General features: G+C 68.8%; 15 protein-coding genes. 5 read left to right on the forward strand and 10 right to left on the reverse strand.

Annotation, left to right across the window (positions count from 1 at the left end):
* Positions 1-75 precede the first annotated feature (75 nt).
* Positions 76-1,368 (reverse strand): citrate synthase, encoded by a 1,293-nt coding sequence (gene gltA, locus P2T65_RS08010; RefSeq protein ID WP_055458313.1) that lies wholly within the window; start codon positions 1,366-1,368, stop codon positions 76-78.
* Positions 1,369-1,628: 260 nt separating this feature from the next.
* On the reverse strand, positions 1,629-3,050 hold the full coding sequence (gene gltX, locus P2T65_RS08015) for a glutamate--tRNA ligase (protein WP_055458312.1): 1,422 nt from the start codon (positions 3,048-3,050) through the stop codon (positions 1,629-1,631).
* Between the two features lie 202 nt (positions 3,051-3,252).
* On the opposite strand from gltX, the gene P2T65_RS08020 reads away from it, so the two are divergent.
* On the forward strand, positions 3,253-5,502 hold the full coding sequence (locus P2T65_RS08020) for a ComEC/Rec2 family competence protein (RefSeq protein ID WP_276199551.1): 2,250 nt from the start codon (positions 3,253-3,255) through the stop codon (positions 5,500-5,502).
* Here P2T65_RS08020 and lexA read toward each other — a convergent pair.
* The 8 genes from lexA to P2T65_RS08060 all read right to left on the reverse strand — a co-directional run bounded on the left by lexA (position 5,480) and on the right by P2T65_RS08060 (position 13,993).
* Positions 5,480-6,178 carry a transcriptional repressor LexA gene (lexA, locus tag P2T65_RS08025; protein ID WP_019403650.1) on the reverse strand — a complete coding sequence of 233 codons (699 nt, stop codon included), beginning with the start codon at positions 6,176-6,178 and terminating at the stop codon, positions 5,480-5,482. The two genes, P2T65_RS08020 and lexA, sit on opposite strands and share 23 nt — an antisense overlap.
* Positions 6,179-6,292: 114 nt before the next feature.
* Positions 6,293-7,504, reverse strand: a complete 1,212-nt coding sequence (gene glp, locus P2T65_RS08030; protein WP_276199552.1) for a gephyrin-like molybdotransferase Glp — start codon at positions 7,502-7,504, stop codon at positions 6,293-6,295.
* A 10-nt stretch (positions 7,505-7,514) separates the two neighbouring features.
* Positions 7,515-8,018 (reverse strand): cyclic pyranopterin monophosphate synthase MoaC, encoded by a 504-nt coding sequence (gene moaC / locus P2T65_RS08035; protein WP_276199553.1) that lies wholly within the window; start codon positions 8,016-8,018, stop codon positions 7,515-7,517.
* Positions 8,015-8,821 carry an indole-3-glycerol phosphate synthase TrpC gene (trpC, locus tag P2T65_RS08040; protein WP_276199554.1) on the reverse strand — a complete coding sequence of 269 codons (807 nt, stop codon included), beginning with the start codon at positions 8,819-8,821 and terminating at the stop codon, positions 8,015-8,017. The genes moaC and trpC overlap by 4 nt, the downstream gene beginning before the upstream one ends.
* Positions 8,822-8,828: 7 nt before the next feature.
* Positions 8,829-9,842, reverse strand: coding sequence for an anthranilate phosphoribosyltransferase (gene trpD, locus P2T65_RS08045; RefSeq protein WP_276199555.1), 1,014 nt, complete (start codon positions 9,840-9,842; stop codon positions 8,829-8,831).
* Between the two features lie 10 nt (positions 9,843-9,852).
* Positions 9,853-10,464 carry an aminodeoxychorismate/anthranilate synthase component II gene (locus tag P2T65_RS08050; RefSeq protein ID WP_276199556.1) on the reverse strand — a complete coding sequence of 204 codons (612 nt, stop codon included), beginning with the start codon at positions 10,462-10,464 and terminating at the stop codon, positions 9,853-9,855.
* Positions 10,465-10,552: 88 nt separating this feature from the next.
* Positions 10,553-12,073 (reverse strand): anthranilate synthase component I, encoded by a 1,521-nt coding sequence (trpE, locus tag P2T65_RS08055; RefSeq protein ID WP_055458305.1) that lies wholly within the window; start codon positions 12,071-12,073, stop codon positions 10,553-10,555.
* A gap of 6 nt (positions 12,074-12,079) precedes the next feature.
* The gene (locus P2T65_RS08060; protein ID WP_276199557.1) at positions 12,080-13,993 is read right to left on the reverse strand and encodes a peptidylprolyl isomerase; all 1,914 of its coding nucleotides are present in this window, start codon (positions 13,991-13,993) and stop codon (positions 12,080-12,082) included.
* Between the two features lie 150 nt (positions 13,994-14,143).
* On the opposite strand from P2T65_RS08060, the gene tpiA reads away from it, so the two are divergent.
* The 4 genes from tpiA (at position 14,144) to P2T65_RS08080 (ending at position 17,708) form a co-directional block, all read left to right on the forward strand.
* Positions 14,144-14,908 (forward strand): triose-phosphate isomerase, encoded by a 765-nt coding sequence (gene tpiA / locus P2T65_RS08065; protein ID WP_055458303.1) that lies wholly within the window; start codon positions 14,144-14,146, stop codon positions 14,906-14,908.
* Between the two features lie 124 nt (positions 14,909-15,032).
* On the forward strand, positions 15,033-15,452 hold the full coding sequence (gene secG, locus P2T65_RS08070; RefSeq protein ID WP_055458302.1) for a preprotein translocase subunit SecG: 420 nt from the start codon (positions 15,033-15,035) through the stop codon (positions 15,450-15,452).
* 174 nt (positions 15,453-15,626) lie between these two features.
* Positions 15,627-17,255, forward strand: a complete 1,629-nt coding sequence (locus P2T65_RS08075) for a CTP synthase (RefSeq protein ID WP_055458301.1) — start codon at positions 15,627-15,629, stop codon at positions 17,253-17,255.
* A 48-nt stretch (positions 17,256-17,303) separates the two neighbouring features.
* Positions 17,304-17,708, forward strand: coding sequence for a DUF350 domain-containing protein (locus tag P2T65_RS08080; RefSeq protein WP_063186319.1), 405 nt, complete (start codon positions 17,304-17,306; stop codon positions 17,706-17,708).
* The last annotated feature ends 3 nt before the right edge of the window (positions 17,709-17,711 follow it).

The raw sequence follows: 17,711 nt of genomic DNA on the forward strand, positions 1-17,711 counted from the left end.
AGCGAGGAAGCCGAGGCAGAACGACGAGAAAACAAAAAGGGCCCCGCGAGGGGCCCTTTCGTTGGTCCGAACCGCTCAGGAGCGCTGGGCGATCGGGGTGTAGTCGCGCTGCGGCGCGCCGGTGTAGAGCTGGCGCGGACGGCCGATCTTCTGGGACGGATCCTCGATCATCTCCTTCCACTGCGCGATCCAGCCGACGGTGCGGGCCAGCGCGAACAGCACGGTGAACATGGAGGTGGGGAAGCCCATCGCCTTCAGCGTGATGCCCGAGTAGAAGTCGATGTTCGGATAGAGCTTCTTCTCGATGAAATATTCGTCGTGCAGCGCGATGCGCTCGAGCTCCATGGCGACATCGAGCAGCGGGTCGTCCTTGATGCCGAGTTCGTTCAGCACTTCGTGCGTCGTGCGCTGCATGATCTTGGCCCGCGGGTCGTAGTTCTTGTAGACCCGGTGGCCGAAGCCCATGAGGCGGAACGGATCGTTCTTGTCCTTCGCGCGGGCGATGAACTCGGGGATCCGGTCGGGCGTGCCGATCTCTTCCAGCATCTTGAGCGCCGCCTCGTTGGCGCCCCCGTGAGCCGGGCCCCACAGGCAGGCAACGCCCGCCGCGATGCAGGCGAAGGGATTGGCGCCCGAGGAACCGGCGAGCCTCACCGTCGAGGTGGAGGCATTCTGCTCGTGGTCGGCATGCAGGATGAAGATGCGGTCCATCGCCCGGGCGAGCACCGGGTTCGGCACGTATTCCTCGCACGGCACCCCGAAGCACATGTGCAGGAAGTTCGACGTGTAGTCGAGGTTGTTCTTCGGATACATGAACGGCTGGCCGATGGAATATTTATAGGCCATGGCCGCAAGCGTCGGAACCTTCGCGATCATGCGCATGGAGGCGATCATGCGCTGCTGCGGATCGGAGATGTCGGTGGAGTCGTGATAGAAGGCCGAGAGGGCGCCGACCGAGGCGACGAGGATCGCCATCGGGTGGGCGTCGCGGCGGAAGCCCTGGAAGAACCGCGTCATCTGCTCGTGCACCATCGTATGGCGCGTCACGCGGTAGTCGAAATCGGCCTTCTGGCTCGCCGTGGGCAGCTCCCCGTAGAGGAGGAGATAGCAGGTTTCCAGGAAGTCGCCGTGCTCGGCGAGCTGCTCGATCGGGTAGCCGCGGTAGAGAAGCACGCCCTCGTCACCGTCGATATAGGTGATCTTGGACTCGCAGCTCGCGGTCGAGGTGAAACCCGGATCGTAAGTGAACATCCCGGCATTCTTGTAGAGCGGCGCGATGTCGACGACGCTCGGCCCAATCGTTCCCTCTCGCACGGCAAGGTCGATAGTCTTGCCGTCGATGGAGAACGTGCCCGTTCCTGCGCTCATGGATGCATCCCCTTTCTTCGGGTAAAGCGCACAGGACAACGGCTCATCGGCAGGGGTTGCCCCTTGGCTGTGATTGCCTTTCCGCTCCGCCGTCCCGCGGTTTTTCGATCCGATCGAGATAAGATCGAGGCCTGCGTATCGCATTCGCGGCATGCGTTCAAGCAGCGCCGGAAGCGGGACTTGACCGGCAACAATGCCGGCGCCGCAACCCTTGGGAGAAGTCGTTGCTGCGCCGCATCAACCCGCCCGGTGGAGGCCCGTCAGCGGGTCTGATCACGCAACCGCGCCAGGCTCTCCTCGCGGCCGAGCACCTCCATGACGTCGAACAGGCCGGGCGAGGTGGAGCGCCCCGTTAGCGCCGCGCGTAGCGGCTGTGCCATCAGGCCGAGCTTCACGCCCGCCTCCTCGGCGGCCGCGCGCACGGCAGCCTCCGTTCCCGCCGGCGTCCACGCATCGAGGCTCTCGAGGCGGCGGAGCACTTGGCCGAGTCGGGTCCGGGCGTCGTCGTCGAGAATGCCGCGCGCCTTCTCGTCGAGTTGCAGGGGACGAGATGCATAAAGATAGGACGCGCTGTCGAGGAGCTCGATCAGGGTCTTGGCGCGCTCCTTGAGGCCAGGCATCGCGGCGAGGAGCTTGGCCCGCAGCGCCGGCTCCAGCGAGGTGCCGAGGCCGCGGGCCGGACCGATCTCCGGCAGCAGCGCCTCGATGGCTCGAACAAGCTCCTCGTCCGGCGCAAGGCGCATGTAGTGGCCGTTGAGGTTCTCCAGCTTGGCGAAATCGAAACGGGCGGGAGAGCGGCCGATGCTGGCGAGATTGAAGGCCGCGATCATCTCTTCGGTAGAGAAGATCTCCTGGTCGCCGTGGCTCCAGCCAAGGCGCACGAGATAGTTCCGCAGCGCCGCCGGCAGATAGCCCATCGAGCGGTAGGCGTCGATGCCGAGCGCCCCATGCCGCTTGGACAGCTTGGCGCCGTCCGGTCCGTGGATGAGCGGGATATGCGCCATCACCGGCGCCGCCCAGCCGAGCGCCTCGTAGATCTGCGTCTGCCGCGCCGCGTTCGTCAGGTGGTCGTCGCCGCGGATGATGTGGGTGACGCCCATGTCGTGATCGTCGACCACGACGGCCAGCATGTAGGTCGGCGTCCCGTCCGAGCGCAGCAGCACGAGGTCGTCCAGGTCCTTGTTCTGCCACGTCACGCGGCCCTGGACCTGATCGTCCACCACCGTCTCGCCGGTCTGCGGCGCCTTGAGGCGGATCACCGGCTTGACGCCGGCCGGCGCCTCGGCGGGATCGCGGTCGCGCCAGCGGCCGTCGTAGCGCATCGGCCGCCCCTCCTTGCGGGCGAGGGCGCGCATTTCCTCGAGCTCCTCCGGCGTGGCGTAGCAGTAATAGGCCTTGCCCCGACGCAACAGCTCCTCTGCCACCTCGCGATGGCGCGCCGCGCGCGCGAACTGGTGCACGACCTCGCCCTCCCAATCGAGGCCGAGCCAGGTCATGCCGTCCAGGATCGCTTGGATCGCGGCCTCGGTAGAGCGTTCCCGGTCGGTATCCTCGATCCGCAGCAGCATCTTGCCGCCGTGGTGGCGAGCGAAGAGCCAGTTGAACAGGGCCGTGCGGGCACCGCCGATGTGGAGGAAGCCCGTGGGCGAAGGCGCGAAGCGGGTGACGACCGTGCCTGACATGGGTGTTCGGAACTCTCGGAAGGTGGCGGTGGCGAATCGATGCGAGCGTGCCGCATGCCTCGGTTCTGCTGCTCGCAAAATCCGGCGACTTGATGGTTCAATGCAGCGGGCGCTCGTGTAGCATGACCTGCCGTCCGACGTAAGGAATTCCTCGCTCCGCATGCCGCCGGAACGATCTCGCCAGGCCCGTGCCGTTGCCGCCGTGCTTGATCGCGCGACCGGCGGACGCGGCGCCGTTCGGGCTGGTGGCCTGTCCCTTGCCGATATCACCCCTTTCCTCGTCCACTGCCTTGACGAGGAGAGCACGCACCGGCGCCTGCTCCCTTGGGCGGCGGTGAGCTTCGGCATCGGGGTGCTGCTCTATTTCGCGGCCGACCGCGAGCCGAGCGTCTGGGCGCCTGTCGTCGCCCTCGCCATCGCCGTCGGATTGGCAGCCGTTTCGCGACATCATGTGACTTTCGTCGCGGCGGTTGCCGCCGCCTTTCTCTTCGCCGGCTTCCTCGCCGGTGCGGCACGGACGGCGCGCGTGGAGGCGCCGGTGCTCGCACGCGTGACCATCGCGCCGCTCACCGGCTTCGTCGAAAGCGTGGAGGAGCGGCCTCAGGGGCCGCGGGCCGTCGTGCGGGTCGAGACGCTCGGCAACCTCGGCGACGGCGAGCGCCCGGCGCGTGTGCGGGTGTCGATGCGCGAGCCGGCCCGGCTGCGCGCCGGCGATTTCATCGAGGCCACCGCTCGCCTGATGCCGCCGCCCGGGGCGGCCTGGCCGGGCGGCTACGATTTCACGCGCGACGCCTTCTTCCGCGGCATCGGCGCCGTCGGCTCGCTTGTGGGGCGTGTGGAAATCAGTGCCCCGCCGCGCGTGCCGGACTGGCGCCTGGCCCTTGCAACATGGCTTGACGAGGCGCGTAATGCGCTGACGACGCGCATCGCCCGTGCCGCCGGCGGGCAGGAGGGGGCGGTCTCGGCTGCGCTCGTCACCGGCAAGCGCGGCCTCATCACCGAGGATACCAACGAGGCCCTGCGCGCCGCCGGCCTCTATCACATCGTGTCGATCTCCGGTCTGCACATGGCGCTCGCCGCCGGCACGGTGTTCTGGGCCGTGCGCGCGCTCCTCGCGCTCTTTCCGGCCATCGCCCTCACGTGGCCGATCAAGAAGATCGCCGCCGCGACGGCCATGGCGGGGGCCGTGGGCTACTGCCTGTTCTCGGGTGCTGACGTCGCCACCCAGCGGGCGCTGATCATGACACTGACCATGCTCGGCGCCATTCTCGCCGACCGGCCGGCGCTCTCGATGCGCAATCTCGCGTTCGCCGCCATCTTGTGTCTCGCCCTCGAGCCGGAGGCAGTGCTCGGGCCGAGCTTCCAGATGTCGTTCTCGGCAGTGGCCTGTCTCGTGGCGCTCGCGGAATGGCAGGCGGCCCGTCCGGGCAGGGGCGAGGCGTCGCTCGGTCCGGTCGCGCGCGCCCTGTGCCATGCGTGGCGATGGACCGTCACCCTCGTCGTCACGACCCTGGTCGCCTCCCTGGCGACAGGGGCCTATGGCGCCTATCACTTCCAGACGGCGATGCCGCTGAGCGTGGTGGGCAACGGCATCGCGCTGCCCTTCGTCTCCTTCATCGTCATGCCGGCGGCTGTGCTCGGGGTTCTGCTCAACCCCTTCGGCCTCGACGCGCCCATCTGGTGGCTGATGGGGCAGGGCACGGCCATCGTGCTCGCGGTCTCCCACGCCATGCAGGACTGGCGCCTGTCCGTGATGGCGATACCGGCCTTTCCGGGCAGCGCGCTCATCCTCTTCTCGCTGGCGCTGCTTGTGCTGACCATCTGCATCTCGCCGCTGCGCTGGCTCGCCGCCGTGCCCGCGGCCGCCGCCCTCGCCATCGCCGCGGGAGCGGCGCGGCCGGACATCTTCGTCGACCGCAACGGTGCGAGCGCGGCCGTCCGGGGTGTCGAGGGGCGTCTCGCCGTGCTCGGCCGCGCCTCGTCCTTCGTCGTCGCCCAATGGCTGCGCGCAGACGGCGATGCGAGGCAGCCGGGCGACGAAAGCCTCAAAAGCGGAGTCTTCTGCGACCGCGACGGCTGCACCATGCAGGCGGTCGACGGCCGCATGGTCGCCCTGGTGCGCCGCCCCTCGGCCTTCGTCGAGGACTGCCGGCGGGCCGACATCCTCGTCACTGCGCTCACCGTCCCGCCCGGCTGTGCAGCGCCCGTGGTCATCGACCGCACGAAGCTGCGCGAGAACGGCGCAATGGCCGTCATCCTCGGGAATGGCGGCAGCGATCGGCTCATCGGCCAGTTGCCCTCCGACGAGCGCCGCGCCTGGATGCAGGCGCTTCCTTCACGACCGTTGTCCACGGCGGCCGGCGCCGCGACGGGCCGGCCATCGCCCGCGTCAGCCGATGAGACGGGCGGGGAGGATCAGGAGCCCGACGTCAGTAGCGACGCAGCAGATTGACGAGCTTGCCCTGGATGCGCACCCGGTCGGGGCCGAGCACGCGCGTCTCGTAGGCCGGGTTGGCCGCCTCGAGCGCGATGGAGGAGCCGCGGCGCCTCAGGCGCTTCAGCGTTGCCTCCTCGTCATCGATCAGGGCGACGACGATATCCCCTGTATTCGCCGTATCCTGCTTGCGGATGACGACCGTATCGCCATCCAGGATGCCGGCCTCGATCATCGAATCGCCGCGCACCTCGAGCGCGAAGTGCTCGCCGCTGCCCAGCATGTCCGGCGGCAGCGAGACGGTGTGGCTGCGGCTCTGGATGGCGGAAATGGGCGTGCCGGCAGCAATCCGGCCCATGACAGGAATCGCAACTGTCTGGACAGCGGGTTCGACCGCCTGAGGCGCCGGCGCGCGCACCTTGCCAAGCCCGCCCTCGACCACGCTCGGGTTGAAGCGCCCGCGCGGGGCTGCGGCGACGCCGTCGGGCAGGCGCAGCACCTCGAGCGCCCGGGCGCGGTTCGGAAGCCGGCGAATGAAGCCGCGCTCCTCCAGCGCCACGATGAGGCGATGGATACCGGATTTCGACTTAAGATCGAGGGCTTCCTTCATCTCGTCGAAGGACGGCGGCACGCCGGTCTCACGCAGGCGTTCGTGGATGAAACGCAGGAGTTCGTGCTGTTTGCGCGTCAGCATGGCCGGCGATCTCGCTCCCCCTCGTCGAATCGCATTGTCGATGCGAGTCGAAAACAAATCATGAACGAGATTAGACGTTCCCGGTGTGTTCCGCAAGTTCGACCGAGGCGAAGCTCAGAGCCGGATGATGCGGCAGGGTTCGCCCGCCCGGGCGGCGGGGGCATGGGGCGCACGCACGACGAGCGCCTCGGCCTCCGCCATGAGGCGCAGCATGGAGCTGTCCTGGCGCGGGAAGGGGCTGGCGACGAGGGTGCCGTCGTCGGCCGCCGCGAGGCGGGCGCGCAGATAGTCCTGCCGCTCGTCATTGGCCGGCAAATCGCTGCCGAGCCGGGCCGGCAGGGTCGCGATTTCGGCCGCATCCGGATCGCCGCTCAGCGCCCGCACGAGCGGCGCGAGGAAGATGAGCGCGCACACGATGCTGGAGACGGGATTGCCCGGCAGGCCGAGCACGGTCATGGCGCTGAGGCGCCCGTACATCAGGGGCTTGCCCGGGCGCATGGCGATGCGCCAGAAGCCGAGCTGCCATCCCTGCGCCGAAAGGGCGCGCTGCACGAGATCGTGATCGCCCACCGAGGCGCCGCCGAGTGTCACGAGCACGTCGGCCCGGGCCTCCTTGGCCGCATCGATCGCGGCAGAGAGCGCGGCGAGATCGTCACCGGCGATGCCGAGGTCGATGGCTTCGGCCCCGGCCCGTTCGGCGATGGCCGCAACGGCATAGGTGTTGGAGGCGACGATTTGATCGGGTCGGCTCGGTTCGCCGGGGCGGACGAGTTCGTCTCCGGTTGCCAGAATGGCAACGCGCGGCCGCCGCACCACTGGCAGCGCCGCATGGCCCATGGCCGCGGCGAGCGCAACTGCCGAGGGGGCGAGTTGCCGGCCGGCCTGCAGCAGGATCTCGCCTTCGCGAAAATCGAGCCCGGCCTCGCGCACGAAGCGCCCGGCCGCCACGGTCGACAGCGCTTCGATTTGGTCGCCGTTGGCGCGGGCATTCTCCTGAATCAGGATGGCGTCGGCGCCCGCCGGCAGGGGCGCGCCGGTGAAGATGCGCACGCATTCGCCGGGCCGGATCGCGCCCGCAAAGGCATGCCCGGCGGCACTGGTGCCGATCAGCGAGAGGCGCGCGGGAACGGCCGTGACATCGGCGGCACGCACGGCATAGCCGTCCATCGCGGAGGCGACGAAAGGTGGCTGGGTGCGCAGGGAGGCAAGGTCGACGGCCAACGTGCGGCCGGCGGCCCTGTGCAGCGGCACGGTCTCGTGCTCGCGAACGGGGCTCGCGCCGGCGAGGATGCCGGCGAGCGCATCGGCGACCGGCGTCAGGGCCAAGCTGGCCTCCTCATGCCATCTTCTCCGCGTCCGGCCGGTCGTCGGCGCGGAAATCGCCGGACTTGCCGCCGCTCTTGGCGAGGAGGCGGATGCCCTCGATGCGCATGGCCCGGTCTGCGGCCTTCACCATGTCGTAGATGGTGAGGCAGGCGACGGAGACGGCGGTCAGCGCCTCCATCTCGACGCCGGTCTGACCCGTGACGCGCGCCTCGCCCGTCACGCGTACGCCCGGAAGCGCCTCGTCGATGGTGCAGTCGACCTTCACCTTGGTCAGGTTCAGCGGATGGCAGAGGGGGATGAGCTCATGGGTCCGCTTCGCCGCCATGATGCCGGCGATGCGGGCCGTAGCCAGCACGTCGCCCTTCTTGGCTTCGCCCGAGCGGATGAGGGCGAGCGTCTCCGGCAGCATGACGACATGGCCCTCCGCCTGCGCGATACGCTGCGTCACGGCCTTGTCGCCCACGTCGACCATGTTGGCCTTGCCCGAGGCGTCGACGTGCGTGAGCCGCGTCATGCCGCTGCAGCCTCGCCGAAGAGGAGGGCGCGGGTCGCGGCCGTCACGTCCGTCTGGCGCATCAGGCTTTCGCCGACGAGGAAGGTGCGGATGCCGACGCCCGCGAGCCGCGCGATGTCGGCATGGGTGAAGATGCCGCTCTCGCCGACGACGATGTGGCCGGAGGGGATGCGCGGCGCCAGCGCCTCGCTGACGGCGAGCGACGTCTCGAAGGTGCGTAGGTCGCGGTTGTTGATGCCGATCATGCGCACACCGAGGGCCAGCGCGCGGTCGAGTTCCTCGGCATCGTGGACCTCGACGAGGACGTCCATGGCGAGTTCCTTGGCAGTGCCGACGAGGGCGCGCGCCTCTTCGTCGCTGATGGAGGCCATGATGACGAGGATGCAGTCGGCGCGCCACGTGCGCGCTTCGTAGACCTGATAGGGCTCGAACAGGAAGTCCTTGCGCAGGGCGGGCAGGCCGGAGGCCGCGCGCGCCGCGCCGAGATAGTCCGGATGGCCCTGGAAGGAGGGGCCGTCCGTCAACACCGACAGGCAGCTCGCGCCGCCGTCCGCATAGGCCTTCGCCAGCGCCGGCGGGTCGAAATCGGCGCGGATGAGGCCCTTCGACGGGCTCGCCTTCTTGATCTCCGCGATGAGGGCCGGCCGGTCCTCGGCCAGATGGGCCTCGACGGCGGCGAGGAACGGGCGCGGGGCCGGGGCGGCATGGGCGAGGCGCACCATCTCCTCGTGCGGGATGCGCGCCTTTGCCGCCGCGATCTCGCGGCGCTTGTAGGCTTCGATCTTCGCCAGAATGTCGCTCATGGGGCCCTCACGCATTCGACGCGGCAACGAGCCGTTCGAGCGTAGCGCGTGCGGCGCCGCTGTCGAGGGCGGCCTCGGCGGCGGCAACGCCCTCCTTGAGGTCGGCGGCCTTGCCGGCGACCACGAGGCCGGCGGCGGCATTGAGGACGGCGATGTCGCGGTAGGGCGTCTTCTCCCCGGCGAGCACGGCGCGCAGCGCGGCCGCATTATGCTCGGCCTCGCCGCCGCGCAGGTCGGCGATCGACGCCCGGGCAAGCCCGACATCCTCCGGCGTGACGGTGAAGCGGCGGATGCGCCCATCCTCCAGCGCCACCACCGAGGTCGGCCCGGTGGTCGTCATCTCGTCGAGCCCGTCCGATCCGTGCACGGCCCAGACACGCTGTGCGCCGAGGGCGGCGAGCACCTCGACGAGCGGCTCGAGCCAGCTCTCGGAATAGACGCCGAGCAACTGGCGGCGCACGCCGGCCGGATTGGCGAGCGGCCCGATGAGGTTGAAGACGGTGCGGGTGCCGAGCTCGACGCGCACCGGCGCCACATGGCGCATGGAGGCGTGGTGAGCGGGCGCGAACATGAAGCCGACACCCGCCGCGGCAAGGCAGCGCTCGATACCAGCCGGGTCGAGGCCCACCTTGACGTCGAGTGCGGCGAGCACATCGGCGGCGCCGGATTTCGAGGAGGCGGCCCGGTTGCCGTGCTTGGCGACCGGTACGCCGCAGGCGGCGGCGATGATGGCGGCGAGCGTCGAGACATTGTAGCTGCCCGCGTTGTCGCCGCCGGTACCGACGATGTCGATGGCGCCCGCCGGAGCGCTGACGCGCACCATGCGTGCGCGCAGCGCCTCGACCGCGCCGGCAATCTCATCTACCGTCTCGCCGCGTACGCGCAGCGCCATCAGGAAGGCGCCGCTCTGGGCCGGCGTCACCTCGCCCGAGAGCAGGGTGTCGAAAGCCTGACGGGCTTCCTCGCGGCTCAGCGAGACACCGGTGGCGACTTTGGCGATGAAGGGTTTGAAGGCGTCCATCGGTGCTCCGTCAGCTCGTTCTTGCGGGGCGCCCGGTCTCATTCCAGCGCGCGGCGATATCGAGGAAATTGCGCATTATGGTCGCGCCGTGCTCTGAGAGGATGCTCTCGGGGTGGAACTGCACGCCGTGGAGCGGCAACCGCCGATGCGCCATGGCCATGACGAGGCCGTCCTCGCTCTCAGCGGTGACGGCGAGGTCGGCCGGGCAGTTCTCGCGCGCCACGATGAGCGAGTGGTAGCGCGTGGCCTCGAATGGGCCGTTGATGCCGCGGAAGAGGCCCTCGCCCTTGTGATGCACGCGCGAGATCTTGCCGTGCATCGGCAGGGGCGCGCGCACCACCTCGCCGCCGAAGGCCTGGCCCATGGCCTGCAGGCCGAGGCACACGCCGAACATGGGTACGCTCGGCGCAGCCTTCTCGATGAGCTCGAGGCAGATGCCCGCCTCGTTGGGCGTGCACGGACCGGGCGAGAGGACGATGGCATCGGGGTCGAGCGCCAGCACCTCGTCGGCGCTGATGGCGTCGTGGCGGCGCACGTCGATCGCGGGGCCGAGCGCCCCGATGAGGTGCACGAGATTCCAGGTGAAGGAATCGTAATTGTCGACGAGAAGGATGCGGAGCATGCGCGTGGCTTTCTGAGAGTCAAAGCTTTGCCCGTCGGGGCAGTGGTGGGTCAAGCCTCCAGAAGCCGGCGCCATCGCTCCCGTCTCATCATTGCCCCCGTCGTGCGCGCATGGCGAAGCGTACCGCATCCTCGGCGGCGCGGAACTGGGCTTTCGCCTTGCTGATGCATTCCTGCTGCTCGAATTCCGGGTCGGAATCATAGACGATGCCGGCGCCGGCCTGCACGGCCATGCGCCCGTCCTTCACCACGGCGGTGCGCAGCACGATGCAGGTGTCCATCTCGCCGTCGGCGCCGAAGTAGCCGATGCAGCCCGCATAGGGCCCGCGCTTCTCCTTCTCCAGTTCGTCGATGATCTCCATGGCGCGGACCTTAGGCGCGCCGGAGACCGTGCCGGCCGGAAAGCCGGCGACGAGGGCGTCGAGCGCGTCGCGGCGCGGATCGAGCCGGCCTTCGACGTTCGAGACGATGTGCATCACCTGGCTGTAATATTCGAGGAAGAAGCTGTCGGTGACCGTCACCGAGCCGATCTCGCTGACGCGGCCGACGTCGTTGCGGCCGAGGTCGAGCAGCATGAGATGCTCGGCCCGCTCCTTCGGGTCCGCCAGCAGCTCCTCGGCGAGCGCCTTGTCCTCCTCGGGCGTCGCCCCGCGCCGGCGCGTGCCGGCGATGGGCCGGATGGTGACCTTGCCGTCGCGCACCCGCACGAGGATCTCCGGGCTCGAGCAGACGATCTGAAAGTCGAGGAAATCGAGATAGCAGAGGAAGGGCGAAGGGTTCAGCCGCCGCAGCGAGCGGTAGAGCGACAGCGCCGGCAGCGTGAACGGCGCCTCGAAGCGCTGCGACAGCACCACTTGGAAGATGTCGCCGGCGGTGATGTATTCCTTCGCCCGCGCCACCATGGCCTTGAATTCTTCCGGCGTGGTGTTGGAGATGGGCGCCGGCGCCGCGATGGCGGTGGGATCGAGGCGTGCATCGTGGGGCAGGGGGCGCTCCAGCGCCTCGAGGGCGGCGTCGAGTCGTGCCAGCGCAGCCTCGTAGGCCGCTCGGGCGGAAACGCCCTCCTTCGGGCGCACGGGCGTGACGAGCGAGAGTTCGTCCCTGACGGCGTCGAAGACCGCCATGACCGTGGGGCGCACCAGGACCGCATCCGGCAGGTCCAGCGCATCGGCTGGCTGGTGCGGCAAGCGCTCCATGAGGCGCACCATGTCGTAGCCGAGATAGCCGAAGATGCCCGCCGCCATCGGAGGCAGGTCGCCGGCGAGCGGGATGCGGCTCTCGGTGATGAGGGCTCTCAAGCTGTCGAGCGGGGCTGCGGCCTCCGGCACGAAGTCCTGTGGCCGGTTGAGGGCATCCCGGTTGATCTCGGCCCGCCCGTTCCGGCATCGCCAGATGAGGTCGGGCCTGAGGCCGATCATGGAATAGCGGCCGCGCACGGCGCCGCCCTCGACCGACTCGAGCAGGAAGGCGGGCGCCTGCCCGCCGTCCGTGAGCTTGAGGAAGGCTGCGACCGGCGTCTCGAGATCCGCGACCAGCGTCGCGCTCACGACGCCTGCCGCGCCTTTCTCGTAGCCGGCGGCGAAATCCTCGAAAGAAGGTGTCGGCTGCATGGCGGCTCAGAACTCGCCGCTGGTGCCCAGCGCCGTGCGCAGGGCCTGCTGGTTGATGCGCACGTCGAGCTCGCTCTGCAGGCTGGCGACATATTCGCCGAGGATGTCGTCCGTGATCGCCGTCGCGAGCTGGCCCTGCAGGCGCTCCGCCTCCTGGGTCGAGGTCACGAACGCCGGCACGGTCGCCGCCGTCACCTTGAAGACGACGCGGCGGTCGCCGTCGCCGATCCCGGCCGAGGCGGCCTTGCCGGCGTGAACGGAGAAGGCCTGCGTCACGACATTGGCCGGCAGGCCGTCCTGGGCTTGGCCGCGGGCGAGGCCTTCCGCCGTCCTTGCCTCGAGCGAGAACTCGGCGGCGACCGCCTCGATGGTCTCGCCCTGGTCGAGCCGGGTGACGATCTCCTGCGCCTTGTCCGACAGGCGCCGGGCGATCTCGTCGACCCGCCACTGGGCAGCCACGTCGGCGCGCACCTCGTCGAGGGTGCGGTCGCGTGCCCCCTCTACATTGGTCACGTCGTACCAGAGATAGCCGCCATCGGCGAGGCGCAGCGCCTCGTTGTCGGCTCCGATATCGGTCTCGAAGGCCAAACGTAGCAGGGCCTCACGCTCGGGAATATCGGCGACGGGCTGCCCGTCCTTGCCGTTGCCGCCCCGGTCCAGCGGGCCAATGGTGCGTGCGTTCAGCGAGAACTCCCGCGCGATCTCGGTGAGCGGCTTGCCGGCGATGCGCTGGTCCTCGATGCGGTCGTGCGTCTCGTCCAGGAGCGAGCGCGCGCGCTCGATGGCGATCTCCCGTTTGATCTCGTCGGCGACCTCCGCGAAGGGCCGCACAGCGGCGGGCGTGACCTCGGCAGCGCGCACGAGCACGACGCCGAAGCGGCCGCTGACCGGCGTGCTCACCCCGCCCGGAGCGAGGGCGAAGGCCGCTTCCGCCACCGCCGGATCGATCATCTGCTCGCGGGTGAAGGTGCCGATCTCGATGTCCTCCGGCCGCACGCCGCGCTCCGCGGCAATATCGGCGAAGGAGGCGCCGGCGAGGATTTTTTCGTGCGCGGCCTTGGCCTCTTCCTGCGAGGGGAAGGACAGCTGCTGCAGCTTGCGGGTCTCGGGCGTCGTGAAGCGGCGGGCCTTCACCTCCTCATAGCGCGCCGTGGCATCGGCGTCGGATACCTCGCCGGGCTTGGCGAGATCCTCAGGCCCCAGCGACAGAATCGAGACCGTGCGGTATTCCGGCGCGCGGAAGGCAGCCTTGCGTTCATCGAAAAAGGACTGCAGCGCAGCCTCCTCCGGCGCGTCGACGTTGCCGGCCAGGGAGGCGGGCAGTTCGACATAGGCGATGCTGCGGCGCTCGGCGCCGTAGCGATGGATGGCCTCGCGCATCGCGAGGGGCGGCACGATGGCGCCGGTGAGCGCATCGGCCAGCTGGCGGCGGGCGAGCACGGCCTGCTGCTCGGTGATGAAGGCCTGCTCCGTCAGGCCGTTGGCGCGCAGGATGCTGTCGAAGGCGAGGCGGTCGAACTGGCCGCTGGCGTTGCGGAAGGCAGGATCCTTGACGATGGCTTCGCCCGCCGTGTCGCGCGAGACGGCGAGGCCGAGCTCGGATGCGCGCTCGTCGAGCGCCGCTTCCGCGATCAGTCGGCCGAGGAGCTGCTGCTCGAGGCCGAGCGCCCGCGCCTGGTCGGCGGTGATGGAACGGCCGAAGCGACGGGAGAGCTGCTGCAGCTCGTTCTGGTAGGCGGTGCGCACCTGCTCGACGCCGATTTCACGGTTGCCGACAGTGGCGACGGTGTTGACGCCATAGCCGCGGAACACGTCGCCGATACCCCAGATCGCAAACGACAGGATGAGAAGGCCGAAGAGGATGCCCACGACGAGCTTGCCGAGCCAGCTCTTGCCGAGATTGCGAAAACCCTGAAGCATGTCGATCCGGTTCCAGTCCCTGAGATTTCAGGAGGGCGATGGCCCTCGCGAAGGCGGCGGATCATAGATAGACACACCGCCTCCCGCAATGTCGCGCGTTGCTCCGTTTTCCGTCCTCTGTTAGTCCACCCGCAAACGGAGGCAGGACGGATGACGACGGAACGACCGCGCCCGCTCGTGGCGGGCAACTGGAAGATGAACGGCACGCGAGCCGCCACCGAGACCTTCAGCGCGATTCTCGAGGGTTACGACGCCGGCCTGCGCAGCAAGGTCGATCTGCTCGTCTGCCCGCCCGCGACGCTGATCTACCTCTTTGCCGTCGCGGCTGTCGGCACGCCCGTCAAGGTCGGCGGGCAGGACTGCCATGCCGCCACCCATGGCGCCCACACCGGCGATATCTCGGCGGCGATGCTGGCCGACGTCGGCGCGAGCTACGTTATCGTCGGCCATTCGGAACGGCGCACGGACCACGGTGAAACCGACGAGATGGTCAAGGCCAAGGCCCGGGCCGCGATCACGGCGGGACTGACGCCGATCGTCTGCGTAGGCGAGACGCGCGAGGAGCGCGACGCCGGCCGTGCGCTGGCGGTGGTCGGTGCCCAGCTTGCCGGGTCGATGCCGGAAGAAGCGGCGCGCGCGCCGGTGGTCGTTGCCTACGAGCCGGTTTGGGCCATCGGCACCGGGCTGACGCCTACGGTTGTCGACGTCGCCGAGATGCACGGCTTCATCCGCCAGAGCCTCGTCGACCGCTTCGGCGCGGCCGGCCGCAACATGCGCCTGCTCTACGGCGGCTCGGTCAAGCCGGGCAACGCGCGCGAGCTCCTCGGCGTCGCCGAGGTCGACGGCGCCCTCGTCGGCGGCGCCAGCCTCGTCGCGGAGGATTTCCTGGCGATAGCGCGTGCCTATATGGCGTGAGGGAGTGATCGTCCGCAGACGCGGCGATGCGTCCTTTGATCCGCGGCGCGGGCTGTGCTAAAGGCCGCGCCAATTGAGTTTGCCGCCGCGCCTGGCTCGCTGCCGCGCGGCTCTGGAACAGAGCATGCTGACCGTCCTCATCGTCGTTCATCTCATCATCGTGCTGGCGCTCGTCGGCGTCGTGCTGCTCCAGCGCTCCGAAGGCGGAGGCCTCGGCATGGGTGGGGGCGGCGTCTCCGGCTTCATGACCGGCCGCGGCCAGGCCAACGTGCTGACGCGCACGACAGCGATTCTCGCTGCCGCCTTCTTCGCGACGAGCCTGCTCCTGTCCGTGCTTGCCGGCTACCAGGGGGCGCCGAGCTCCGTCATCGACCGCGTCGCGCCCGGTGCCGGCCAGAACGGGCCTGCCGCGCCAACCTCCGGCCCCGGTGTGCTCGAGGAGTTGCAGCGCCTGCAGGGCGGGCCGGCGCAAGACGCAGGCCAAGCACCGGCACAGCAGCCGCCGGCCCCGCCGGCCGGGCCGCAGGTGCCGACCTCACAATAATCGGCAACAGCGAGGGCCGGGCTTCCGGCCCTCTCCTTTTGTGGAACGGAGCTTGCAGGACGCGCGGCGCGCGCAGCAGGTCGGCGCGTGGCGGACAAGCCTTTGTTGATTCCGGTTGCCGCTTGCACGAGTCGCATTCCCGAATCGCACAGTTCGGAGTAAACGAGAGTCCCCATGGCACGATACGTTTTCATCACCGGCGGCGTGGTGTCGTCCCTGGGCAAGGGTCTTGCTTCGGCGGCCCTCGGTGCGCTCCTTCAAGCGCGTGGTTACAAGGTTCGGCTGCGCAAGCTCGACCCCTATCTCAACGTCGATCCGGGCACGATGAGCCCCTACCAGCACGGTGAGGTCTTCGTGACCGATGACGGCGCGGAGACGGATCTCGACCTTGGCCATTACGAGCGCTTCACCGGCCGCCCGTGTACCCGGGACGACAACATCACGACGGGCCGCATCTATCTCGACATCCTGACCAAGGAGCGGCGCGGCGACTATCTCGGCGCCACCATCCAGGTCATCCCGCACGTGACGAACGCCATCAAGGAATTCGTCATGCGTGGCAACGAGGATTACGACTTCGTCCTCGTCGAGATCGGGGGGACGGTGGGCGACATCGAGAGCCAGCCGTTCCTCGAGGCGATCCGCCAGCTTGGCCAGGAACTGCCGCGCAATCACGCCATTTTCGTGCACCTCACGCTGCTGCCCTTCATCCCCTCTGCCGGGGAACTGAAGACGAAGCCGACTCAGCACTCGGTGGCGGAGCTGCGCTCCATCGGCATCCAGCCGCACATCCTGCTTTGCCGCACCGATCGGCCGATCCCGAAGGAGGAGCGGAGAAAGCTCTCGCTCTTCTGCAACGTGCGTGAGAGCGCCGTGATCGAGGCGCGCGACGTCTCCTCCATTTATGACGTCCCCATCGCCTATCACGAGGAAGGGCTGGATGACGAGGTGCTCGCCGCCTTCGGCATCGAGGGGGCGCCGGCGCCCGACATCTCGCGCTGGAAGGCAATCTCCGAGCGCGTGCGCACGCCCGAGGGCGAGGTGACCATCGCCATTGTTGGCAAGTACACCGGCCTCAAGGATGCCTACAAGTCGCTCATCGAGGCGCTGCAGCACGGCGGCATCGCCAATCGCGTAAAGGTCAACCTCGACTGGATCGAAAGCGAGATCTTCGAGCGCGAGGATCCGGCGCCGTTCCTGGAGCACGTGCACGGCATCCTCGTGCCCGGCGGATTCGGCTATCGCGGCGCCGAGGGCAAGATCAGGGCAGCCGCCTTCGCTCGTGAGCGCAGGCTACCCTATTTCGGCATCTGCTTCGGCATGCAGATGGCGGTGATCGAGGCGACCCGCTCGCTTGCCGGCGTAAACGCCGCAAGCTCGACCGAATTCGGGCCGACGAGCGAGCCGGTCGTCGGCATCCTGACAGAATGGCTGAAGGGCAACGAGCTCGAGCGGCGGTCGGCCGAGGGCGACCTCGGTGGCACCATGCGCCTCGGCGCCTACGAGGCCCAGCTCACGCCAGGCAGCAAGGTGGCCAACATCTACGGCCGCACCCAGATTTCCGAGCGCCACCGCCACCGCTACGAGGTGAACATGGCATATCGCCAGCGCCTGGAAGAGAAGGGCCTGGTCTTCTCGGGCGTCTCGCCGGATGGGCTCCTGCCGGAGATCGTCGAGCTTGCCGGTCATCCCTGGTTCATCGGCGTGCAGTTCCATCCGGAGCTGAAGTCGCGGCCCTTCGAGCCGCATCCGCTCTTCAAGAGCTTCGTCGCGGCGGCCCTGGAGCAGAGTCGTCTCGTCTGACAATTCATCGCACGGGCTGGCGGCAGGGAAACGGGGCTGGGGGCGCCGATGGTGTTTGAATCGATCAACAATCTGCCGGATTTTCTGGTCGACTACGTCATCGCGCTCGCTCTCGTCCTCGTCTACATCGGCATCTACACCTTCATTACTGCGCACAACGAATTCGCGCTCATCCGCCGCGATGTCGCCGCGGCCAGCCTGTCGCTCGGGCTCAGTATCGTCGGCTTCGCGCTACCTTTGTCGAGCGCCGTGGTGCATGCGCGCACCTGGCCGGACCTCGTGGTCTGGGGCCTCGTCGCCATGATCGTACAGATCAGCGCCTACTGGCTCGTGCGCCTTGCGATGCCGAACCTGTCGCAGCGCATCGCCAACAACGAGATCGCGGCCGCGCTCTTTCTCGGGGCGGCTTCGCTGGCCGCCGGCATCCTTAATGCCGGTGCGATGACGTTCTGAATG

This window comes from Chelatococcus sp. XZ-Ab1 (assembly GCF_029309855.1).
In the GTDB taxonomy this organism is placed as follows: Bacteria; Pseudomonadota; Alphaproteobacteria; order Rhizobiales; family Beijerinckiaceae; genus Chelatococcus_A; species Chelatococcus_A sambhunathii.